The following is a 21,846-nucleotide window of genomic DNA, read 5'->3' on the forward strand; positions in this document are numbered from 1 at the left end:
CGCCCCGCGCGGAGCCGAGTCGCGAGAGGCGATTGTACGGACCGAACACGCTTCAGTACGCTCCGTATCCCATGCGGGATCAACAGCGCACCCACTCCCCCGAGCCCGTCGGTCCGCCCCTGGACCTCAGCACGTTCGTGGGCCGTTCGGCCGAACTCGCCGGGCTGGCCGAGGCGCTCGGCACCGCTCGGCTGGTGACGGTGACGGGGGCGGGCGGCGTCGGCAAGTCACGGCTGGCGGCGCGCGCGGCCTCGCGGTGCACGCCCCGCGACGGTGTGTGGCATGTGGACCTGGCGTCGGTGCGCGACCCGGAGTTCGTCGACTATGCGGTCGCGGAGGCGCTGGAGCTGACGGACCACACGACCCGCCTGCCCCACGAGATGCTGCTGGCGCATCTGGCCGACCGTGAACTCCTGCTGATCCTGGACGGGTTCGAGCACCTCGTGGACGCCTGTGCGGAGCTGGTGAGCGGGCTGCTGCGCCGGCTGCCGGACCTGCGGGTGCTCGCCGTGGGACGCAGGCCGCTGGGCGTGACGGGTGAGCTGCTGTTTCCGCTGGCGCCGCTGGGCGAGGACGAGGCGGTGGAACTGCTCGTGGACCGGGCGGCACAGCCGGGAGTGGTCGTACGGGACGACGCGGACGTACGGGAGGTGTGCCGTCGCCTGGACGGGATCCCGCTGGCGATCGAGCTGGCCGCCGGACGGCTGCGGATGCTGTCCCCGAAGCAGGTGCTGGAGCGGCTCGACGACCGCTTCCGGCTGCTGACCGGCGGCGGGCGGGACGGGTTGCCGCGCCATCGGACGCTGCGTACGGCGGTCGGCTGGAGCCATGAACTGTGCACGCCCGAGGAACGGTTGCTGTGGGCGCGGCTGTCGGTGTTCGCGGGCCGGTTCGACCTGGAGGCCGTCGAGTACGTGTGCGGCGGCCAGGGCCTGCACTCCGACGACATCCTCGAGGTGCTCTCCCAGCTGCTCGCGCAGTCCGTGGTCACGCGCGAGGAGACCCCGGCCGGGGTGCGCTACCGCATGCTGGACACGATCCGGGCGTACGGCGCCGACTGGCTGGCGGCGACCGGGGACGCGGTCAGGCTGCGGCGGCGGCACCGCGACTGGTATCTGGGGCTGACGACCTGGTGCGAGCTGGAGTGGTTCTCACCTCGGCAGGACGAGGTGGCGGCGCGGGTCGAGGCGGAGCTGCCGAATCTGCGGCGCGCCCTGGACCACTGCCTGAGCGAGCCGGACGACGCGCATCTGGGCCAGTACCTCGCGGGCTCCCTGTGGTTCTACTGGGTCGGCTGCGGCCGGCTGTCGGAGGGGCGGCACTGGCTGGAGCAGGCCATGGCGCTGGACTCCGGACATGAGCAGTCCCGGCTGAAGGCCCTGTGGGTGCTCGGCTATGTGGCGATCCTGCAGGGTGACACGGTGCCCGCCCTGGGGGTGCTGTCGGAGTGCCGTGAGGCGGCGGAACGTGCCGCCGACCCCACGGCGTTGGCGTACGCCGAGCACCGCACCGGCTGTCTGGCCCTGCTCTCGGACGACATGGAGCGTGCCGAAACGCTGCTGCGCTCGGCCCTCCGCCGCTATCAGGAGATCGGCGAGCTCAACAGCAATGTGCTGATGGGTCAGGTGGAGCTGGCGATGACGCGGGCGTTCCAGGGCGACCTGCCGGACGCGGTGCGGCTGTGCGAGGACGTCCGCCGGGTGTGCGAGGACCACGGCGAGCGCTGGGCGCGCTCCTACGCGCTGTACGTCCTGGCGTACGCCGCCTGGGCCGACAGCGACCTGACCGGCGCCCGCACGCTGCTGACGGACTGCCTCGGCAGCGCCCACTCCTTCCACGACCTGCTCGGCTCGGTGCTGGCGGTGGAGCTGCTGGCCCTGGTCACCGACGCGGAGGGCGATCCCGTGGAGGCCGCGGTGCTGCAGGGCGCCGCGACGGGGATGTGGCCGTCGGTGGGGCTGCCGCTGTTCGGCTCGGCGTGCTTCAACGCGCCGCACGAGCTGTGCGAGACGGCGGCTCGGGAACGGCTCGGCGACGGGCGGTACGAGGAGTGCGTACGGCAGGGGGCGGCGCTCGGCCGGGAGGAGGTCCTGCGCCGGGCACTGGGGCGGCTGCCGTCGGACGCCGTTCCGTCGCCGCGAGGTCCGGTACGGCATGTCACGGCGACCGTGACCATGCGAAAGCCCGCCGCCTCCCCCACCCGCAAGGGCGGGGAGACGACGGGCTGAGGCGCAGAAGTCCTACGACCGCTGAAGGATCAACGGGCGTAGTACTCGACGACGAGCTGCTCGTCGCAGATCACCGGGATCTCCTTGCGGTTCGGCTCACGGTCCAGGCGGAACGCCAGGGCCTTGAGGTTCACCTGGAGGTAGCGCGGGGTCTCACCGTCGGGGGCGAAGCCACCCTCGCGGGCGATCGAGAAGAGGGTCTTCTCACGGCTGCGCTCACGGACCATCACGACGTCGTCGGGCTTGACGCGGAAGGACGGCTTGTCGACCTTCTGGCCGTTGACCTCGATGTGGCCGTGAACGACCATCTGACGGGCCTGGTAGATGGTGCGGGCGATGCCCGAACGCAGCACCAGGGCGTCCAGACGACGCTCGAGCTCGATGATCAGGGCCTCACCGGTCTTGCCCTGAACCTTGGAGGCACGCTCGTAGGCGCGGACGAGCTGGCGCTCGGACACGTCGTACTGCGCACGCAGACGCTGCTTCTCCAGCAGACGGACCTTGTAGTCCGAGTTCTGCTTGCGGCCACGGCCGTGCTCACCCGGCGGGTAGGGACGGGCCTCGAAGTACTTGACGGCCTTCGGGGTCAGCGCAATGCCGAGGGCACGCGACTTCTTGACCTTGGGGCGGGACTGATTCGCCACTGCTTCTCATTTCCTTGTTCTCGGCTTGTCAGGGTTGAGGGAGGTCGCATCCGCAGCCGGGGAAACCCTTCAGGTCCGAGGACCTGCCGGGCAGCCGCTCCCCTGGTCTGGGCACATACGTGCAGCACGCGAGTGGCCCACCGACCGTTCTCGTCGTGCGACGAGTGGTGGTGGGCTGCCCGCGACACCTAATCGACGGTGCGCGACGCTCCTGGAGCCGGCCTTCCGAGGAGGACCGGGCTCCGGCTGACCGTCCCGTTCTGACTGCACGGGACACAGCACTCCGACGAATTCTACAGGGTGCTCAGGACCGCTTCCGACCGAGGTGTTTCCTGGTCCACTCCACCGCGTCCGCGTACCGTGCCTCGGCGCCGTGCCGGGTCGGGGTGTAGTACTCGCGGTCCTTGAGGGCGTCCGGGGCGTACTGCTGCTCGGCGATGCCCTCGGAGAGATCGTGCGGATAGACGTACCCCTGCGCATGTCCGAGCTTGGCGGCGCCCTTGTAGTGCCCGTCTCGCAGGTGGGGCGGCACCGGACCCGCCATGCCCTTGCGTACGTCGTCCATGGCGGCGCCGATCGCGGTGGTCGCGGCGTTGGACTTGGGCGCGAGGGCCAGGGCGATGGTGGCGTGGCTGAGGGTGAGGGCGGCCTCGGGGAAGCCGATCATGGCGACGGCCTGGGCGGCGGCGACCGCGATCGGCAGGGCGTTCGGGTCGGCCAGGCCGATGTCCTCGCTGGCGGAGATCATCAGGCGGCGGGCGATGAAACGGGGATCCTCGCCGGCCTCGATCATCCGGGCCAGGTAGTGCAGGGCGGCGTCGACGTCGGAGCCGCGGATGGACTTGATGAGGGCGCTGGCCACGTCGTAGTGCTGGTCACCGTCACGGTCGTACTTCACCGCCGCCCGGTCGACCGTCTCCTCCAGCGTCTGGAGGCCGATCTGCGACTCGCCCTTGTCGAGAGCCGCCCCGGCTGCCGCCTCGAGGGCGGTCAGGGCGCGGCGGGCGTCACCGCCGGCGATGCGCAGCAGGTGGTCCTCGGTGTCCTCCGGGAGCCCGACGGCGTCGCTCAGTCCCCGTTCGTCGCTCAGTGCCCGCTTCAGCAGGCCCCTGACGTCGTCGTCGGTGAGGGGTTCGAGGGTGAGCAGGAGGGAGCGGGACAGCAGCGGGGAGATGATCGAGAAGTACGGGTTCTCGGTGGTCGCCGCGATCAGGGTCACCCAGCGGTTCTCGACGGCCGGGAGGAGGGAGTCCTGCTGGGCCTTGCTGAAGCGGTGGATCTCGTCGAGGAAGAGAACGGTCTCCTTGCCGAAGCCGCCGGTGGCACGCCGTGCGCCCTCGATGACCGCGCGGACCTCCTTCACCCCGGCGGTGATGGCGGAGAGCTCGACGAAGCGCTTGTTGGTGGCCTTGGAGACCACGTACGCCAGGGTCGTCTTGCCGGTGCCGGGCGGGCCCCAGAGGATAACCGAGGACGGTCCGGCGGGCCCGCCACCGGACTCGCCGACGAGTCTGCGCAGGGGCGAGCCCGGTTTGAGCAGGTGCTGCTGGCCCACGACCTCGTCCAGGGTGCGCGGGCGCATGCGCACCGCCAGGGGACTTCCGGCTGGGTCCTTTTCCTGGCGTTCTTCTGCGGCGGCGGTGAACAGGTCGGGCTCCACGTTGGAAACCCTAAATCACCGCACTGACATCGACGTCCGAGCGGGTTAGGAGGCGGCCCAGAGCTGGCTGCCCCAGCGGGTCAGGATCAGCATGACGATGACACCGCAGTGCGTCACCGGGAGTACCCAGGTGAACTCGGCGAGGAAGTTCTTCAGCGGGCGCGGCGCGGGCAGGAAGCCGTTGCGGACGTTGAAGGAGGTCACGTACCAGAACATCGTGATCGTCGCGGCCCAGGCGAGCGAGCACCACAGGCACAGCGCGTTGATGTTGTACAGCGACTGGTACATCAGCCAGGTGCAGAAGGCGACGCCGAAGAGCGTGCCGAAGTTGAAAGTCAGCCAGTACCAGCGCGGGAAGCGGGCGCGGGTGAGCAGGCTCATACCGACGCAGATGACCATGCCGTAACAGACCAGTCCGAGCATGGGGTTGGGGAACCCGAAGACGGCCGCCTGCTTGCTCTCCATGATGCTGCCGCAGGAGACGATCGGGTTCAGGCTGCAGCCGGGCGTGAAGGTCTTCCCCTCGGCCTTCGCCTCGAGGATCTTGAACTTGTCGATCGTGATGACCCACGCGGCGAGCAGGCCGGCCGCGCCGGTGATCACCAGCATCAGGGCGAACGCACGGCTGCTGCCCGCCGAACCGGGTGACGCCTCGGCCCGCTCCGACTCGGGCTCGGTGGAGACGTCTTTGACTGTCGTCTTGCTCATCACGCCGATTCCGTCACTTGAGACTTGGAGTTTCTCCGGACAGGGCACATTGTGCCGTACACGCACGCCTTCCCACCGTTCGCTGAGCATAAGGAAATACGCGCGACCGTTCCGGGGCGCACGGTTCAGGACAGCGTCAGGACGCCTTCAGCACGGCAAAAGGGCGGGCACCCAAGCGGTGCCCGCCCTTTCCGAACCTCTCCGAACTCAGCCCAGTCGGGCTTCCAGTTCGGCCACGATCTCGTTGACGCCGACAGCCGCCTGCTCACCGGACTCCATGTCCTTGAGCTGGACGACGCCCTCGGCGAGGTCACGCTCGCCGGCGACGATCGTGTAGCGCGCGCCACTGCGGTTGGCGTTCTTCATCGCGCCCTTGAGGCCCTTGCCGCCGAACGAGAAGTCCGCAGCGATGCCGACCTTGCGCAGCTCGGTGACCTTGGAGAACAGCACCCGGCGGGCCTCCTCGCCGAGCGGTACCGCGAACACGCTGGTGGACGACGGGAGTTGGAGTTCCACGCCCTCCGCCTCCAGCGCGAGCACCGTGCGGTCGACGCCGAGTGCCCAGCCGACGGACGGCAGCGCGGGGCCGCCGATCATCTCGGACAGCCCGTCGTAGCGGCCGCCGCCGCCCACCGCGGACTGGGAACCCAGACCGTCGTGGACGAACTCGAAGGTCGTACGCGTGTAGTAGTCCAGACCGCGCACCAGCTTCGGGTCGTCCTCGAAGGCGACGCCGGCCGCCGTGATCAGCTCGCGGACCTCCTCGTGGTACGCCTTGCAGGCGTCGCAGAGGTAGTCGCGCAGCAGCGGGGCGTCCCCGAGCTGCTTCTGGACCGACTCGCGCTTGTCGTCCAGGACACGCAGCGGGTTGATCTCCGCCCGGCGCAGGGTGTCCTCGTCCAGGTCCAGGCCGCGCAGGAAGTCCTGGAGCGCGGCCCGGTAGACCGGACGGCACTCCTGGTCGCCCAGGCTGTTGAGCAGGATGCGGAAGTTGCTCAGGCCCAGCGAGCGGTAGGCCTGGTCGGCCAGGATGATCAACTCGGCGTCCAGCGCCGGGTCCTCGGCACCGAGCGCCTCGGCGCCGACCTGGGAGAAGTGCCTGTAACGGCCCTTCTGGGGGCGCTCGTAGCGGTAATAGGAGCCGGAGTACCAGAGCTTGACCGGGAGGTTGCCCGCCTTGTGCAGGTTGGCCTCCAGGGCCGCGCGCAGGACCGAGGCCGTGCCCTCGGGGCGCAGGGCGAGCTTGTCGCCGCCCTTGGTCTCGAAGGCGTACATCTCCTTGGTCACGATGTCGGTGGACTCGCCCACGCCGCGTGCGAACAGCTCGACGCTCTCGAAGCCGGGCGTCTCGATGTAGCCGTAGCCGGAGTTGCGCAGGGGAGCCGCGATCGCCTCGCGGACGGCCAGGAACTTGGCGGAGTCCGGCGGGATCAGGTCGTACGTGCCCTTGGGTGCTTGAAACGTGCTCACGGAAGTCTCTCGTCACATTCCTCGTCGGGGAGCCTCGGGGGCTCCCAGGCCGGCGGCCACCTGCCGCAGATAGGGGTTGGTGGCGCGCTCCTGGCCGATGGTCGTCTGGGGGCCGTGGCCGGACAGCACCACGGTCGAGTCGTCGAGCGGCAGGCACACGCGGGCCAGCGAGTCGAGGATCTCGGCCATGTCACCGCCGGGCAGGTCGGTGCGTCCGATGGAGCCGGCGAACAGCAGGTCGCCCGAGAACAGGATCGGCGGGATGTCCGCCGCCTCGGGCAGGCCGAAGGTCACCGACCCCTTCGTATGGCCCGGCGCGTGCGCGACGGTGAGCTCCATCCCCGCCAGCGCCAGCTTCGCGCCGTCGGTCAGCTCCTTGACGTCGTCCGGCTCCCCGACGGTCAGCTCGCCCATCAGCTGCATGCCGATGGACCGGCCCAGTGCCTTCTCGGGATCGCTCATCATGTACCGGTCCTCGGGGTGGATCCAGGCCGGTACGTCGTGCGCACCGCACACGGGGACGACCGAGGCCACATGGTCGAGGTGGCCGTGGGTGAGGACGACGGCGACGGGCTTGAGCCGATGCTTCTTGAGTGCTTCCTCGACTCCGGGGGCCGCCTCGTGGCCCGGGTCGATGATCACGCACTCCTCACCGGCGGCGGGGGCGACGAGATAACAGTTCGTCCCCCAGGCCCCGGCGGGGAACCCGGCAATGAGCACGATCGTCCTTCGTTTGTGTCGACACGGGTGGTTTGTCGGCGGGCTCCGCCTGACGTCAGAGCCTACCGGCGCTGCCGATTCCTCAGCGAACCCATATACGGTACGGGGCACACGCAGGCAGTCGGCTCACCGGACGCACGCGTACCGGTCGACACCCACGACGCATGAGGAGAGAACCCGGTGGTCAGCCAGGAACAGCGGCGGCGTCAGCTCGCCCGGGAGAAGTTCTTGCGGCAGCAGCAGCGGCGCACGTCCGCCCGGCGCAAGGCGCGGATGCGCAACTCGGTGATCGCGTCGGTGCTCGGAGTGGTCGTCATCGGCAGCCTCGCGCTGTACACGACCGGGGTACTCAAGGACGAGGGCACCAAGAAGGAGAACGCGGGCGCGGAGGTCAGCCCCACTCCGACCAGCAAGGCCCCGGACCCGTGCGAGAAGCCCGCCGAGGGCAAGGTCAAGACGGCGACCTGGAAGAAGGAGCCGGAGCTGACCGTCGACAAGTCCGCGAAGTACTCGATGAAGCTCGCGACGACGTGCGGTGACATAGACATCGCGCTGAAGGCGTCGGCCGCGCCGCACACCGTGAACTCGTTCGACTTCCTCGCCGGCAAGGGCTACTTCGACCACTCCAAGTGCCACCGGCTCACCACCAACGGCATCTACGTGCTGCAGTGCGGCGACCCGACGGGCACCGGCACCGGCGGGCCCGGATACACGATTCCGGACGAAAACCTGAAGGACAAGAGCCTCAAGGGCAACGTCTACCCGGCGGGCACCGTGGCGATGGCGAACACCGGCCAGAAGAACTCCGGCGGCAGCCAGTTCTTCCTCGTCTTCCAGGACAGTCAGCTTCCGCCGACCTACACACCGTTCGGTACCGTTTCCGAATCCGGCATGAAGGTACTCAAGAAGATTGCCGACGCTGGTGAGAGCACTGGCGCGGGCGACGGGGCGCCGAACGCGACGGTCGTGATCAACAAGGCGACGGTCAGCAAATCCTGAGCCTCAACTGCGAGATTTCGGTCGCGCGGGATGCGGACAGGCAACCCGCCGGTCGCCTATGTTGGCCGTGACGAAACTGTGGACGATGCCCGGGGGAACACAAGCCCCTCGCAGGCATCATGTGGAGGAGGCGCTGTGAGCAGCGACCCGTGGGGCCGCGTCGACGAGACGGGGACCGTGTACGTGCGTACGGCCGACGGCGAGCAGGTTGTCGGCTCTTGGCAGGCAGGCACTCCTGAAGAGGCGCTGGCCTATTTCGAGCGCAAGTACGAGGGCCTGGTTGTCGAGATCGGCCTCCTCGAGAAGCGGGTAAAGACCACCGATCTGTCGGCGAAGGACGCGCAGACCGCGATCGACCACATCCGTGAGCAGGTCGACGCCCATCACGCGGTCGGCGATCTGGACGCGCTGAAGACCCGGCTGGACAAGCTGGTCGAGACGGTCGACAAGCGCCGCGAGGAGCGCAAGCAGCAGCGGGCGAAGCAGTCCGACGAGGCCCGGCACTCCAAGGAGGCGCTGGTCACCGAGGCCGAGGAACTGGCGCAGTCCGATCAGTGGCGGGCCGCCGGTGAGCGGCTGCGGGCGCTGGTGGACACCTGGAAGGGTCTGCCGCGGCTCGACCGCAAGTCGGACGACGAGCTGTGGCACCGCTTCTCGCACGCCCGGTCGGCGTTCTCCAAGCGCCGCAAGGCGCACTTCGCGCAGCTGGACGCGCAGCGCGAGGAGGCCCGCAAGACCAAGGAGCGGCTGGTCGCCGAGGCCGAGTCGCTGTCCGGGTCGACCGACTGGGGTCCGACGGCGGCGCGCTACCGCGAGCTGATGTCGGAGTGGAAGGCCGCGGGCCGCGCCCAGCGCGAGCACGAGGACGACCTGTGGAACCGCTTCCGCGGCGCCCAGGACATCTTCTTCGCCGCCCGCAGCTCGGTCTTCGCCGAGCGGGACGCCGAGCAGGCCGAGAACCTGAAGCTGAAGGAGGAGCTGGCCGAGGAGGCCGAGAAGCTCCTGCCGATCGGCGACCTGAAGGGCACACGCGCCGCCTTCCGCTCGATCAACGAGCGCTGGGAGGCCATCGGCCACGTGCCCCGCGACGCCCGCCCGAAGGTCGAGGGCCGGATGCACGCCGTCGAGCGGGCCATCCAGGACGCCGAGGAGAACGAGTGGCGCCGGACCAACCCGGAGGCACGCGCCCGTGCCGAGGGGCTGACCGGTCAGCTCCAGGCCGCCGTGGACAAGCTGAGGGGTCAGATCGAGCAGGCCCGCGCCCAGGGCAACAACGCCAAGGCCGACAAGCTGGAGCGTGAGCTGGAGGGCCGCCAGGCGCTGCTGGACCAGGCTCTGAAGGGTCTTCAGGAGTTCGGCGGCTGACACCGGTCGACATCAGAGAAGGGGCTCCCCGCGGGGAGCCCCTTCTTCGTTCCCTGTGCGGGGGTCTACGACCGGCTGCGCGCCGACGTCACCCGGTACACGTCGTAGACGCCCTCGACGCCCCTGACCGCCTTCAGGACGTGCCCGAGGTGCTTCGGGTCGCCCATCTCGAAGGTGAAGCGGGACGTGGCGACGCGGTCGCGGGAGGTCTGGACGGCCGCGGAGAGGATGTTGACGTGCTGGTCGGACAGGACGCGCGTGACGTCCGAGAGGAGCCGGGAGCGGTCCAGGGCCTCGACCTGGATGGCGACCAGGAAGACCGAGGACTGGGTGGGCGCCCACTCGACCTCGAGGATGCGCTCGGGCTCGCGGGACAGTGACTCCACGTTCACGCAGTCGCTGCGGTGAACCGATACTCCGCTACCCCGCGTGACGAACCCGATGATCGGATCGCCGGGTACGGGCGTGCAGCAGCGGGCCAGCTTGACCCACACGTCCTCGACGCCCTTGACGATCACACCCGGGTCGGCGCTGGAGCGGCGCTTGCGGCTGCGTCCACGGGCCGGCGGAACCGACTCGTCGATCTCCTCGGTGGCGGCTTCCTCGCCGCCGAGGGCCTGTACGAGCTTCTGCACGATGTTCTGTGCGGAGACATGGCCCTCGCCGATCGCCGCGTACAGCGCGGAGATGTCCGCGTAGCGCATCTCGTGGGCGAGCGTGACGAGCGAGTCGCCGGTCAGGATGCGCTGGATCGGCAGGTTCTGCTTGCGCATCGCGCGGACGATGGCGTCCTTGCCCTGCTCGATCGCCTCGTCGCGGCGTTCCTTGGAGAACCAGGCCCGGATCTTGTTGCGGGCGCGCGGCGACTTCACGAAGCCGAGCCAGTCGCGGGAGGGGCCCGCGCCGGGTGCCTTGGAGGTGAAGACCTCCACCAAGTCGCCGTTGTCCAGGGTGGATTCGAGCGGTACGAGTCGGCCGTTGACCCGCGCTCCTATGGTGCGGTGGCCGACCTCGGTGTGGACCGCGTACGCGAAGTCGACCGGGGTGGCGCCCGCGGGGAGCGCTATGACGTCGCCCTTCGGAGTGAAGACGAAGACCTCATTGCGGGACAGGTCGAAGCGCAGGGACTCCAGGAACTCGCCCGGGTCCTCGGTCTCCTTCTGCCAGTCCAGGAGCTGGCGCAGCCACGCCATGTCGTTGAGGTGGTCGTCCTTGCCCTTGCCGGACGACTTGGGCGCGTCGGAGCGCACCTTGGAGGCGCCGGCGACGGCTTCCTGCTTGTACTTCCAGTGCGCGGCGATGCCGTACTCGGCGCGGCGGTGCATGTCGAACGTACGGATCTGGAGTTCGACCGGCTTGCCGTTGGGGCCGATGACCGTCGTGTGCAGCGACTGGTACATGTTGAACTTGGGCATCGCGATGTAGTCCTTGAACCGGCCGGGGACCGGGTTCCATCGCGCGTGCACGGTGCCGAGGGCGGCGTAACAGTCGCGGACCGTGTCGACAAGTACACGAATCCCCACCAGGTCGTAGATCTCCGCGAAGTCACGGCCGCGGACGATCATCTTCTGGTAGACGCTGTAGTAGTGCTTCGGGCGGCCGGTGACGGTCGCCTTGATGCGGGCGGCCCGCAGGTCCTGCTGGACCTCGTCGGTCACTATGGCCAGATACTCGTCACGCTTCGGTGCCCGCTCGGCCACCAGCCGTACGATCTCGTCGTACATCTTGGGGTAGAGGATCGCGAAGGCGAGGTCCTCCAGTTCCCACTTGATGGTGTTCATGCCGAGGCGGTGAGCGAGCGGCGCGTAGATCTCGAGGGTCTCGCGCGCCTTCTTCTCCTGCTTCTCGCGCTTGAGGTAGCGCATGGTGCGCATGTTGTGCAGGCGGTCGGCGAGCTTGATGACCAGGACGCGGGGGTCCTTGGCCATCGCCACGACCATCTTGCGCACGGTCTCGGCCTGCGCGGCCTCGCCGAACTTGACCTTGTCGAGCTTGGTGACGCCGTCGACGAGCAGCGCCACGGAGTCGCCGAAGTCACGGCGGAGCTGGTCGAGGCCGTACTCGGTGTCCTCGACGGTGTCGTGCAGCAGGCCCGCCATCAGGGTGGCCGGATCCATACCCAGCTCGGCGAGGATGGTGGTGACGGCGAGGGGGTGCGTGATGTACGGGTCGCCGCTCTTGCGCTTCTGGCCGCGGTGCCAGCGCTCGGCGACCTGGTAGGCCTTCTCGATCTGGCGGAGCGTCGCGGTCTCGATCTTCGGGTCGTTGCTGCGCACTATGCGCAGCAGCGGCTCCAGCACCGGGTTGTACGGGTTGGAGCGCTGGACACCGAGGCGGGCGAGGCGGGCACGGACGCGGTTGGAGGAGCCGGTGCGAGCGGGCTGGCCGGTGTTCGGGCGCACTGCCGGTGCGGGGCGCTCGGGCGGGGCGGGCTTGGGTCGCGTCTGCTCGGCCGGCTTGTCGACGGGCGCGGACTGGGCATGCTCGACCGCCCCACGCGCGTCGTTCTTCGCGTGTGACGCGTTCGGCGCGGGCTTCGCCGCGGGCGCCGAGGCGGACTCGGGCTTGGCGGCGGTCAGGTGCTGGGCCTCGTCTGGCAAGAGGGCTCCTCGTGCGCGATCCGGGTCCCCCGGTCAGGCTCCGGAGACCCCATGGTAGCGATCCTGCGCCCCGGGATCGCCTGCAGCCGGATGTGAGGACCGTCTACCGGAGAAACACAAGGGGCTCCCGCAGGATTCCGCGGGGCCGGTCAGGACGGTGTCCGGACGGTGGCGTGGGGGTTGCGCAGGCCTGGCACAAGGGTCTCACGCACGACCCTCATGCATCAGGTAGCGAGGGGTTCACGCCATCCAGGAGAGGGGAGGCCGGGGGCGGGCGGCTGCCGCGCGGGCCCGGCATGCCGGATGCCGCGCCCCTGTCGTGCAGGTGCGCGGCATCCGGTACTGCTGTGGGTGTTCCTCGGATCAGACCGTGAGCAGTGACTCCAGTGGGGCGCCGGCCAGGGTCGGTTCCAGGCGGGCTCGGCCGCCGAGGAAACCGAGTTCCATGAGAACGGCCAGGCCGGCCACCTCGGCACCGGCCCGGCGGATCAGCTGGACCGAGGCCTCCGCGGTGCCGCCCGTCGCGAGGACGTCGTCGATGACGAGGACACGGTCACCGGCGGCCAGGTCCTCGGCGTGGACCTCGATCTCCGCGGAGCCGTACTCCAGGTCGTACACCTGGCTGAGGGTCGCCCCGGGGAGCTTGCCGGCCTTGCGTACGGGGATGAAGCCGACGCCCGCGCGGACGGCGACCGGAGCTCCGAGGATGAAACCGCGGGCCTCCAGACCGACGATCTTCGTGGCGCCGGTGCTCCCGGCGATCTCCGCCAGCGCGTCGGTGAGCGCGGTGAACGCCGCCGGGTCCGCCAGGAGCGGCGTGATGTCCTTGAACATCACGCCCGGCTCCGGGTAGTCCGCCACGTCGCGGATACGGCTGAGCAGCAGCTCCTCGATGTCCGTCATCGCCGCTTCCCCGAGGGTCGGCCACGGCCCCGGGTACGGGACGCGGGCTGGTTGCGCGGGCCGACCACCGCGGGGGTGGCGTCCTCGGGCTCGTCGTCCAGCAGCTCGTCGCCGGCCGCGGCGTCCGGGGACTCGCCCTGCGCGGCGGACTGTGCCCGCTTGGCGAGGACGCGCTTCCTCAGGGCCTTCATCTGCGGCTCGCGCTCCTTTAGGTCGGCGACGAGCGGCGTGGCGATGAAGATCGAGGAGTAAGCACCGGCGGCCAGACCGACGAACAGCGACAGCGAGATGTCGTTGAGCATGCCCGCACCGAGGAACCCGCCACCGATGAACAGCAGGCCCGCCACCGGCAGCAGCGCGACCACCGTGGTGTTCACGGAACGGACCAGGGTGCTGTTGATCGAGCGGTTCGCGATGTCGCTGTAGGTCCAGCGGGTCTGTTTCGTGATGTCCTTCGTCTGCTCCTTGAGGCTGTCGAAGACGACGACCGTGTCATAGAGCGAGTAACCGAGGATGGTCAGCAGACCGATCACCGTGCCCGGTGTGACCTCGAATCCGACGAGGGCGTAGATGCCGACCGTGATCGTGATGTCGTGGATCAGCGCGACGAACGCCGCGAGTGCCATGCGCCACTCGAACGCGATCGCCAGATAGATCACCACAAGGACCAGGAAGATCCCGAGGCCCTGCCAGGCCTTGTTGGCGATCTGCTCACCCCAGCTGGGACCGACCAGCTCGCCGGTGACGTCGTCCTCGTCGACCCCGAGCTTCTCCGCCAGCTCTGCCGAGACCTTGTTGGCCTGCGTGGTGTCGATGCCCGCGACCTGGATGCGCAGCGTGGCCTCGTCGCCGTCGCCGAGCTTCTGGACGATCGCGTCGTGGCCGGACGCCTCTTCCGCGTATTCCTGCGCCTGGGACACCGAGACGCTGGTCTTCGGGGTGTTGAAGACGGCCCCGCCCTGGAACTCGATGCCCATGTTCAGGCCGCGCACCGCCAGGCCGACGATGGCCGTGATGGTGATCAGGATCGAGAGGCCGTACCAGAGCTTGCGGTTGCCGACGAAGTCGTAGCCGACCTCGCCACGGTGCAGTCGGGCGCCGAGGTTGCCGAGCTTCGACATACTCACGCCTCCTTCGGGTCGACAGGGCCGGCGGGGTGGGCGGGACGGCGGTTACGGCGCAGCGGCGGCTTGGCACCCAGGCGCTTGGGGTCGAGACCGGACCAGCTGTGGCCACTGGAGAAGAACTTGCTGCGGGCCATGAGCGTCAGCAGCGGCTTGGTGAACAGGAACACGACGACCACGTCGAGCAGGGTGGTCAGGCCGAGCGTGAACGCGAAGCCCTGGACCTTGCCGACGGTGACGATGAAGAGCACCGCGGCGGCGAGGAACGACACGAAGTCGGAGACCAGGATCGTGCGCCGGGCGCGCGGCCAGGCCCGCTCGACGGCGGGCCGCAGCGAGCGGCCCTCGCGGATCTCGTCCCGGACGCGTTCGAAGTACACGATGAACGAGTCCGCTGTGATGCCGATGGCGACGATGGCACCGCAGACGGCCGGCAGGTTCAGCGCGAAGCCGATGGTCGGGCCGAGCAGCGACATGATCGTGTAGGTCAGGGCCGCGGAGATCAGCAGCGAGAGGATCGCGATCAGCGACAGGCCGCGGTAGTAGACCAGCAGGTAGATGACGACCAGGGCGAGACCGATCGCACCGGCGATCAGACCGGCCTTCAGCTGCTCACCGCCGAGCGCGGCGGTCACCGTGGTGACGCTGTCCTCCTGGAAGGACAGCGGCAGGGCGCCGTACGACAGCATGTTGGCCAGGCTCTGCGCCGAGTCCTGGTTGAAGTTGCCGGAGATCTCGGCGCTGCCGCCCGTCAGGGCTTCGCGGACGAACGGGTCGGAGACGACCTCACCGTCCAGCACGATGGCGAACTGGTTCTGCGGGGACTGGTTCTTGGCCAGCTTGCCGGTGGTGGCGGCGAACTTCTTGCTGCCCTCGCCCGTGAACTTCATGTTCACGGTCCAGCCGGCGCCGGTCGTGGTCTGGAAGACGGCCTGGGCGCTCTTGACGTCCGTGCCGTCGACCTCGGCGGGGCCGAGGATGTACTTCTGCCACTGGCCCTGCGAGTTCTGACCGCAGGCGACGGTGGGGTCGGTGGGCTTGGCGCCGTCACCGGCCTTGGCGCGGGCCGCCTTCTTAGAGCAGTCCAGGGCGGCGTACTGCGCTTCGAGCTTGCTGGTCGAGGAGTCGCCTGAGGGGGTGCTGCTCGCGGACGGGGAGCCGCTGGAGGAGGCGCTTGTGGACGGCGTGGGGTCGGCCTTCAGGGCGTCGGTGACCGCGCGGCCCTGCGTGGTGGAGCTCGCCGAGGGGCTGGTGGACCCGGAGGGCGAGGCCGAGGAGGTCGCCTTCTCGGTGGAGTCACCCGACGCGCTGCTGGAGGCGCTCGGTGAGGGGGTGGGGGTCGCACCGCCACCCGACACCTCGGTGGCAACGACCGGCCGGAAGTACAGCTTGGCGGTGGTGCCTACCTGGGCCCGGGCTTCCTTGGAGTTCGTGCCCTTGGGGATGTTGACGATGATGTTCTTGTCGCCCTGGGTCTGAACCTCGGACTCCGAAACACCAAGACCATTGACACGGCGCTCCATGATCTCGACCGCGGTGTCCATGTTGGTCTTGTTGATCGCGGATTCCTGACCGGGCTCGGCAACCGCGCGAAGCGTGATGCTCGTGCCGCCGGCCAGGTCGATACCGAGTCGCGGAGTGGTGTGCCCCGAGGCGAACATCCCTCCGGTGAGCGCCACGATGGCGATCAGGATGAGGGCCAGCGAGCGCCCTGGCTTGCTCTGGGCGCTCGCGTTCCGGCCCTTCTTAGGTGCTGCCACCTTCTCGTACTCCCTCTCGGGCCGCCTCGCTCCGGATCAACAGGCGGGCGGCCATGACATGGTGTCGGGATCCCGTGCGAGCTCAGCATGCCCGGGGGCGCGCAGGCGTGGCCCGCGCGCCCCGGAGCATGGCTACTTCGCGTCGGTGTCGCCGTCGGTCTTCTTCGGCTCGTCGTCCGTCTTCGCCTCGGCGGCAACGGCGTCGGACGGCTCCTCGACCTCGTCCTTCTCGTCCTTCTTACCAAGGTCGACGGACTTCTCGTCGGAGGCGGCGGCAGCGGCGGGCTCGTCGGCCTCGGTGAGGGAGGAGGCGTCGTCCGGGACGACGTCGGACTTCAGGTCGTGCTCGATGCCGTGCACGATGCGGTTGTACTCGTCGTCGGACAGGACGGCACCGATCGCGTTCTTGGCGAAGAGAAGCTCCACGCCCGGGCCGGCGTCAACGAGGACCGTGTCTTCGCTGACCTCCTTGACGGTGGCGTACATCCCACCGATGGTGCGGACACCGGATCCGGGCTGCATCTGGTTCCGCATGTCGGCGGCCTGCTGCTGCTTCTTCTTGGCCGACCGGGTCATCAGGAACATGGCCCCGATGAGCACGATGAACGGGAGGAGGGTCACGAGACTCACGGGTCGGAACTTCCTTCACACGACCGCGATGGTGAGCGGCCTGATGGTTGGGGGTATGTGTGCCGCCGACATAGGCGGCATCGGCGGAGTCTAAGCGAGTCTCCGCGCATGGAACAACGCTCAGCATGGCACTGGGGTTCCTGCTCCGGCCACTGTGCTCGCCGTGACCGGGCCGTCACGCCCCGAACAGGTCCTGTTGTCCGTTTCCCGCAGTGTGCGAGCCCGGCGGGGTGAGGCCGAGATGCGCCCATGCCGCCGGAGTGGCGACCCGGCCGCGCGGGGTGCGGGCGAGCAGGCCCTCCCGTACGAGGAAGGGTTCGGCGACCTCCTCGACCGTCTCGCGCTCCTCCCCCACCGCGACGGCGAGTGTGGACAGGCCGACCGGGCCGCCGCCGAACAGTTTCAGCAGGGCCTCCAGGACGCCGCGGTCGAGGCGGTCCAGCCCGCGCTCGTCGACCTCGTAGACGGCGAGGGCGGCCGCGGCGATGTCCCTCGTGATGATCCCGTCGGCCTTGACCTGGGCGTAGTCGCGGACCCGGCGCAGCAGGCGGTTGGCGATACGGGGCGTGCCGCGGGAGCGGCCGGCGATCTCGGCGGCGCCGTCGGCCTCGATCTCCACCTCGAGGAGGTTGGCCGAGCGGTGGATGACGCGCTCGAGCTCGACGGGCTCGTAGAACTCCATGTGCGCGGTGAAGCCGAAGCGGTCGCGCAGCGGGGGTGGCAGCAGGCCCGCGCGCGTGGTGGCGCCGACCAGGGTGAACGGGGGCAGCTCCAGCGGGATGGCGGTGGCACCCGGCCCCTTGCCGACGATGACGTCGACGCGGAAGTCCTCCATCGCCATGTACAGCATCTCCTCGGCGGGCCGGGACATGCGGTGGATCTCGTCGAGGAAGAGGACCTCGCCCTCCTGCAGGGAGGAGAGGATCGCGGCGAGATCGCCGGCGTGCTGGATGGCGGGGCCGCTGGTGATGCGGATGGGGGCGCCCATCTCGGCCGCGATGATCATCGAGAGGGTGGTCTTGCCGAGGCCGGGGGCGCCGGAGAGCAGCACGTGGTCGGCGGTGGCGCCACGCGCGCGTGCGGCGCGCAGCACGAGGTCGAGCTGTTCGCGAACCTTCTCCTGGCCGATGAACTCGTCCAGGTCCTTCGGGCGCAGCGCGGCCTCTACGGCCTGGTCCTCACGGTCGGCGGACGCACCGACGAGCCGCTCGGGGGCGGGGGTGTCGGTGGTGTCGTCCCAGTTCATGGAGTGTGCCTCGCGGTCGCGGTCGGGTGGATCGTACGAGGATCAGTGCGTCCCCGGAGCGGTGCCTTCGGGCCCTTCCGGGGCATCGCTCGATTCAGCGGGCTCTGTTCAGGGTCTGAAGCGCGGCCTTCAGCAGCTGACCCACCTGGGGCGTGCCCTCGGCCGCCTCGGCCTGCGGAGCCACCGCGGCGACCGCCTCGTCGGCCTCACGCGTCGCGTACCCGAGGCCGATCAGGGCGGCGTGCAGCTGGTCGCGCCAGCCCTGGGTGACCGGGGCGCCCACCGCAGGCGCGCCGATGGGCTCGCCCAGGCGGTCCTTCAGCTCCAGGAGCAGCTTCTGGGCGCCCTTCTTGCCGATGCCGGGGACGGCGGTGAGCGACTTTTCGTCGGCGGTCGCGACGGCTCGGCGCAGGGCGTCGGGCGAGTGCACCGCCAGCATCGCCTGGGCCAGGCGCGGTCCCACTCCGCTCGCGGTCTGGAGCAACTCGAACGTCTGCCGTTCGTCGTCGTCCGCGAAGCCGTACAGCGTGAGGGAGTCCTCGCGGACCACCAGCGAGGTGTGCAGCTTTGCGGGCTTGCCGAGGCGCAGTGTCGACAGGGTGTTCGGCGTGCACTGGACGGCCATGCCGACTCCGCCCACCTCGACGACCGCGGCGTCCGGAGCGAGTGCGGCCACTGTGCCACTGACGAAGGCGATCATGCCGTACGGCCTTTCGGTGCTTTGGCTGTGTGCAGGGCGACGGCCTGCTGGAGTCGGTTCTGCGCGGGGGCGCGCCAGATGTGGCAGATGGCGAGCGCGAGGGCGTCGGCGGCGTCGGCAGGCTTGGGCGGGGCGCTGAGCCGCAGCAGGCGGGTGACCATGGCACCGACCTGGGCCTTGTCGGCGCGACCGCTGCCGGTGACTGCGGCCTTGACCTCGCTGGGGGTGTGCAGCGCGACGGGGATGCCGCGGCGGGCGGCACAGAGCATGGCGACGGCGCTGGCCTGGGCGGTGCCCATCACCGTACGGACGTTGTGCTGGCTGAACACCCGCTCCACGGCGACGAATTCGGGCCGGTACTCGTCCAGCCACTGCTCGATGCCCTGTTCGACGGCGACGAGGCGGTGTCCCAACTCGGCGTCCGCGGGCGTCCGTACGACGCCGACGCCGAGCATGGTGAGCGGGCGTCCGGCGACGCCCTCGACCACGCCGACTCCGCATCGGGTCAGCCCCGGGTCCACCCCCAGTACGCGCACCGCGCCCCTCCCATCGATCGCCTGTTTGTGCAGGCTATCGGGTGCCACCGACAACGCCGGGCTGCAACTCCCGGCAAAGCGACGGGCCGACGGGTGTGTCCCGTCGGCCCGTTGAGCCCGTGCAGCTCGCAACAGCGTTATGCGTCGACCTTCTCCATGATCTCGTCGCTGACATCGAAGTTGGCGAAGACGTTCTGCACGTCGTCGCTGTCCTCGAGCGCGTCGATCAGCTTGAAGATCTTCTTGGCGCCCTCCTCGTCCAGCTCGACCTGGACGGAGGGCACGAAGCTGGAGTCGGCGGAGTCGTAGTCGATGCCGGCCTCCTGGAGGGCGGTGCGGACCGCGACCAGGTCGGTGGCCTCGCTGATGACCTCGAAGGACTCACCGAGGTCGTTGACCTCTTCGGCGCCGGCGTCCAGGACGGCGGTGAGGACGTCGTCCTCGGTCAGCTCGCCCTTGGGGACGATGACGACGCCCTTGCGGCTGAACATGTACGACACCGAGCCCGGGTCGGCCATGTTGCCGCCGTTGCGGGTCATGGCGACGCGGACGTCGGAGGCGGCGCGGTTGCGGTTGTCGGTGAGGCACTCGATGAGCACGGCGACACCGTTCGGACCGTAGCCCTCGTACATGATCGTCTCGTAGTCGGCACCGCCGGCCTCGAGACCGCCACCGCGCTTGATCGCGGAGTCGATGTTCTTGTTCGGGACCGACTGCTTCTTGGCCTTCTGAACGGCGTCGTAGAGCGTCGGGTTGCCCTCGAGATCGACGCCGCCCATCCGCGCAGCGACCTCGATGTTCTTGATCAGCTTCGCGAAGAGCTTGCCACGCTTGGCATCGATGACGGCCTTCTTGTGCTTCGTCGTGGCCCATTTAGAGTGGCCGGACATCTGCCTGTCTCCTTCGCGTAACCCATCTATGAACGAACGCCAGAGATCCTACAAGGACTCGGCTGTCCGGTTCGCGCGCACCATGTCGACGAACAGGCCGTGCACGCGGTGGTCGCCGGTCAGTTCCGGGTGGAACGACGTGGCGAGCGCGTTGCCCTGGCGGACCGCGACGATGTGACCGTCGTGCTCGGCGAGGACTTCGGTCTCGGCGCCGACGGACTCGACCCAGGGGGCGCGGATGAAGACGCCCTCCACAGGATCGCCCGCGATGCCCTGGACGTCGACCGCCGCTTCGAACGACTCGTTCTGCCGTCCGAAGGCGTTGCGGCGCACGATCATGTCGATGCCGCCGATCGTCTCCTGGCCCGAGCGCGGGTCGAGGATCTTGTCGGCGAGCATGATCATGCCGGCGCAGGTGCCGTAGACGGGCATGCCGCCCCGCACGCGCGCGCGTAGGGGCTCCATCACGCCGAAGAGGACGGCCAGCTTGGAGATGGTCGTGGACTCGCCGCCGGGGATGACGAGGCCGTCCACCTCGGCAAGCTCTTCGGGGCGCCGCACCGGCCTGGCCACGGCGTCTGCCGCGGCCAGGGCGATGAGGTGCTCCCGTACGTCGCCCTGCAGGGCCAGGACGCCTATGACGGGGGTGTTGCTCATGGGATGTGGTGCCTTACCAGCCGCGGTTGGCGTAGCGCTCGGTCTCGGGGAGGGTGTCGCAGTTGATGCCGACCATGGCCTCGCCGAGGTTGCGGGACGCGTCCGCGATGATCTTCGGGTCGTCGAAGAAGGTGGTCGCCTTGACGATGGCGGCGGCGCGCTTGGCCGGGTCGCCGGACTTGAAGATGCCGGAGCCGACGAAGACGCCCTCGGCGCCGAGCTGGCGCATCAGCGCGGCGTCGGCCGGGGTGGCGACACCGCCGGCGGAGAACAGCACCACCGGGAGCTTGCCGAGCTCGGAGACTTCCTTGACCAGCTCGTACGGGGCGCGCAGGTCCTTGGCGGCGGCGTACAGCTCGTTGTTGTCGAAGCCGCGCAGCTTGGCGATCTCGTTCTTGATCTGGCGCAGGTGGCGGACGGCCTCGACGACGTTGCCGGTGCCTGCCTCGCCCTTGGAGCGGATCATGGCCGCGCCCTCGGCGATGCGGCGCAGGGCCTCGCCGAGGTTGGTGGCGCCACAGACGAAGGGGGTGGTGAAGGCGAACTTGTCGGAGTGGTTGACCTCGTCGGCCGGGGTGAGGACCTCGGACTCGTCGATGTAGTCGACGCCGAGCGACTGCAGGACCTGGGCCTCGACGAAGTGGCCGATGCGGGACTTGGCCATGACCGGGATGGAGACGGCGTCGATGATGCCCTCGATCATGTCCGGGTCGGACATCCGGGCCACGCCGCCGTCCTTGCGGATGTCGGCGGGAACCCGCTCGAGGGCCATGACGGCGACGGCGCCCGCGTCCTCGGCGATCTTCGCCTGCTCCGGCGTGACGACGTCCATGATCACGCCGCCCTTGAGCTGCTCGGCCATGCCGCGCTTCACGCGTGCGGTGCCGGTCTCGGGGGCCTGGTTTTCGGAGATGGACACGGGTTGACCTCGCTGTGTGAAAGAGGGTTACTGCAAGCATCGAGGAAACGTGAAGTGTACGGGCCACTTCAAGGGCCAATGGTGAGG

General features: G+C 69.3%; 19 protein-coding genes. 3 read left to right on the forward strand and 16 right to left on the reverse strand.

From position 1 onward, the window contains the following. Positions 1-71 precede the first annotated feature (71 nt). Entirely contained in the window at positions 72-2,228 is a 2,157-nt protein-coding gene (locus tag AB5J55_RS07255; RefSeq protein WP_369269862.1) for an AAA family ATPase, read from the forward strand. A 29-nt stretch (positions 2,229-2,257) separates the two neighbouring features. Here the strand turns inward: AB5J55_RS07255 and rpsD are convergent, their stop codons facing one another. The 5 genes from rpsD to AB5J55_RS07280 all read right to left on the reverse strand — a co-directional run bounded on the left by rpsD (position 2,258) and on the right by AB5J55_RS07280 (position 7,430). Then, on the reverse strand, positions 2,258-2,872 hold the full coding sequence (gene rpsD, locus AB5J55_RS07260) for a 30S ribosomal protein S4 (protein ID WP_019758012.1): 615 nt from the start codon (positions 2,870-2,872) through the stop codon (positions 2,258-2,260). A 304-nt stretch (positions 2,873-3,176) separates the two neighbouring features. Further along, a complete protein-coding gene (locus AB5J55_RS07265) occupies positions 3,177-4,532 on the reverse strand; it encodes a replication-associated recombination protein A (protein ID WP_369269863.1) in 1,356 nt (451 codons plus the stop codon). A gap of 45 nt (positions 4,533-4,577) precedes the next feature. After that, positions 4,578-5,240, reverse strand: a complete 663-nt coding sequence (locus tag AB5J55_RS07270) for a vitamin K epoxide reductase family protein (protein ID WP_369269864.1) — start codon at positions 5,238-5,240, stop codon at positions 4,578-4,580. Between the two features lie 207 nt (positions 5,241-5,447). Continuing rightward, on the reverse strand, positions 5,448-6,710 hold the full coding sequence (gene hisS, locus AB5J55_RS07275) for a histidine--tRNA ligase (RefSeq protein ID WP_369269865.1): 1,263 nt from the start codon (positions 6,708-6,710) through the stop codon (positions 5,448-5,450). Positions 6,711-6,722: 12 nt separating this feature from the next. Further along, entirely contained in the window at positions 6,723-7,430 is a 708-nt protein-coding gene (locus tag AB5J55_RS07280; RefSeq protein WP_369269866.1) for an MBL fold metallo-hydrolase, read from the reverse strand. A gap of 180 nt (positions 7,431-7,610) precedes the next feature. Here AB5J55_RS07280 and AB5J55_RS07285 point away from each other — a divergent pair, with 180 nt between their 5' ends. Beyond that, the gene (locus tag AB5J55_RS07285) at positions 7,611-8,429 is read left to right on the forward strand and encodes a peptidylprolyl isomerase (RefSeq protein WP_369269867.1); all 819 of its coding nucleotides are present in this window, start codon (positions 7,611-7,613) and stop codon (positions 8,427-8,429) included. Between the two features lie 135 nt (positions 8,430-8,564). Next, entirely contained in the window at positions 8,565-9,794 is a 1,230-nt protein-coding gene (locus AB5J55_RS07290; protein ID WP_369269868.1) for a DUF349 domain-containing protein, read from the forward strand. A gap of 65 nt (positions 9,795-9,859) precedes the next feature. Here the strand turns inward: AB5J55_RS07290 and relA are convergent, their stop codons facing one another. The 11 genes from relA to pdxS form a co-directional block, all read right to left on the reverse strand. Continuing rightward, positions 9,860-12,394 carry a GTP pyrophosphokinase gene (relA, locus tag AB5J55_RS07295; RefSeq protein WP_369269869.1) on the reverse strand — a complete coding sequence of 845 codons (2,535 nt, stop codon included), beginning with the start codon at positions 12,392-12,394 and terminating at the stop codon, positions 9,860-9,862. A gap of 363 nt (positions 12,395-12,757) precedes the next feature. Further along, on the reverse strand, positions 12,758-13,297 hold the full coding sequence (locus AB5J55_RS07300; protein ID WP_369269870.1) for an adenine phosphoribosyltransferase: 540 nt from the start codon (positions 13,295-13,297) through the stop codon (positions 12,758-12,760). Continuing rightward, entirely contained in the window at positions 13,294-14,418 is a 1,125-nt protein-coding gene (gene secF, locus AB5J55_RS07305; RefSeq protein ID WP_369276120.1) for a protein translocase subunit SecF, read from the reverse strand. The genes AB5J55_RS07300 and secF overlap by 4 nt, the downstream gene beginning before the upstream one ends. 2 nt (positions 14,419-14,420) lie before the next feature. After that, positions 14,421-16,181: a protein translocase subunit SecD gene (secD, locus tag AB5J55_RS07310; protein ID WP_369269871.1), complete on the reverse strand. Its 1,761-nt coding sequence runs from the start codon at positions 16,179-16,181 to the stop codon at positions 14,421-14,423. Positions 16,182-16,313: 132 nt separating this feature from the next. Next, entirely contained in the window at positions 16,314-16,811 is a 498-nt protein-coding gene (gene yajC, locus AB5J55_RS07315) for a preprotein translocase subunit YajC (RefSeq protein ID WP_369269872.1), read from the reverse strand. Between the two features lie 175 nt (positions 16,812-16,986). Further along, positions 16,987-18,057 carry a Holliday junction branch migration DNA helicase RuvB gene (gene ruvB, locus AB5J55_RS07320; protein WP_369269873.1) on the reverse strand — a complete coding sequence of 357 codons (1,071 nt, stop codon included), beginning with the start codon at positions 18,055-18,057 and terminating at the stop codon, positions 16,987-16,989. Positions 18,058-18,151: 94 nt separating this feature from the next. Then, on the reverse strand, positions 18,152-18,757 hold the full coding sequence (gene ruvA / locus AB5J55_RS07325; protein ID WP_328882876.1) for a Holliday junction branch migration protein RuvA: 606 nt from the start codon (positions 18,755-18,757) through the stop codon (positions 18,152-18,154). Next, on the reverse strand, positions 18,754-19,293 hold the full coding sequence (gene ruvC / locus AB5J55_RS07330; RefSeq protein WP_190073905.1) for a crossover junction endodeoxyribonuclease RuvC: 540 nt from the start codon (positions 19,291-19,293) through the stop codon (positions 18,754-18,756). Before ruvC ends, ruvA begins: the two co-directional genes overlap by 4 nt. Before the next feature lie 137 nt (positions 19,294-19,430). Continuing rightward, complete coding sequence (locus tag AB5J55_RS07335; protein WP_062707727.1) at positions 19,431-20,183, reverse strand: YebC/PmpR family DNA-binding transcriptional regulator; 753 nt, start codon at positions 20,181-20,183, stop codon at positions 19,431-19,433. Between the two features lie 48 nt (positions 20,184-20,231). Then, a complete protein-coding gene (gene pdxT, locus AB5J55_RS07340) occupies positions 20,232-20,840 on the reverse strand; it encodes a pyridoxal 5'-phosphate synthase glutaminase subunit PdxT (RefSeq protein ID WP_369269874.1) in 609 nt (202 codons plus the stop codon). A 13-nt stretch (positions 20,841-20,853) separates the two neighbouring features. After that, the gene (gene pdxS / locus AB5J55_RS07345) at positions 20,854-21,759 is read right to left on the reverse strand and encodes a pyridoxal 5'-phosphate synthase lyase subunit PdxS (RefSeq protein ID WP_328428971.1); all 906 of its coding nucleotides are present in this window, start codon (positions 21,757-21,759) and stop codon (positions 20,854-20,856) included. Between the last annotated feature and the right edge of the window lie 87 nt (positions 21,760-21,846).

The organism is Streptomyces sp. R11, from assembly GCF_041051905.1.
In the GTDB taxonomy this organism is placed as follows: domain Bacteria; phylum Actinomycetota; class Actinomycetes; order Streptomycetales; family Streptomycetaceae; genus Streptomyces.

What these genes read in the sequence shown, in the direction of transcription:
- AB5J55_RS07255 (WP_369269862.1), top strand. Translation starts at nt 72, where the DNA reads ATGCGGGATCAACAGCGCACCCACTCCCCCGAGCCCGTCGGTCCGCCC.
- AB5J55_RS07270 (WP_369269864.1), bottom strand. Translation starts at nt 5,240, where the DNA reads ATGAGCAAGACGACAGTCAAAGACGTCTCCACCGAGCCCGAGTCGGAG.
- AB5J55_RS07300 (WP_369269870.1), bottom strand. Translation starts at nt 13,297, where the DNA reads ATGACGGACATCGAGGAGCTGCTGCTCAGCCGTATCCGCGACGTGGCG.
- secF (WP_369276120.1), bottom strand. Translation starts at nt 14,418, where the DNA reads ATGTCGAAGCTCGGCAACCTCGGCGCCCGACTGCACCGTGGCGAGGTC.
- ruvB (WP_369269873.1), bottom strand. Translation starts at nt 18,057, where the DNA reads ATGAACTGGGACGACACCACCGACACCCCCGCCCCCGAGCGGCTCGTC.
- ruvA (WP_328882876.1), bottom strand. Translation starts at nt 18,757, where the DNA reads ATGATCGCCTTCGTCAGTGGCACAGTGGCCGCACTCGCTCCGGACGCC.
- AB5J55_RS07335 (WP_062707727.1), bottom strand. Translation starts at nt 20,183, where the DNA reads ATGTCCGGCCACTCTAAATGGGCCACGACGAAGCACAAGAAGGCCGTC.
- pdxT (WP_369269874.1), bottom strand. Translation starts at nt 20,840, where the DNA reads ATGAGCAACACCCCCGTCATAGGCGTCCTGGCCCTGCAGGGCGACGTA.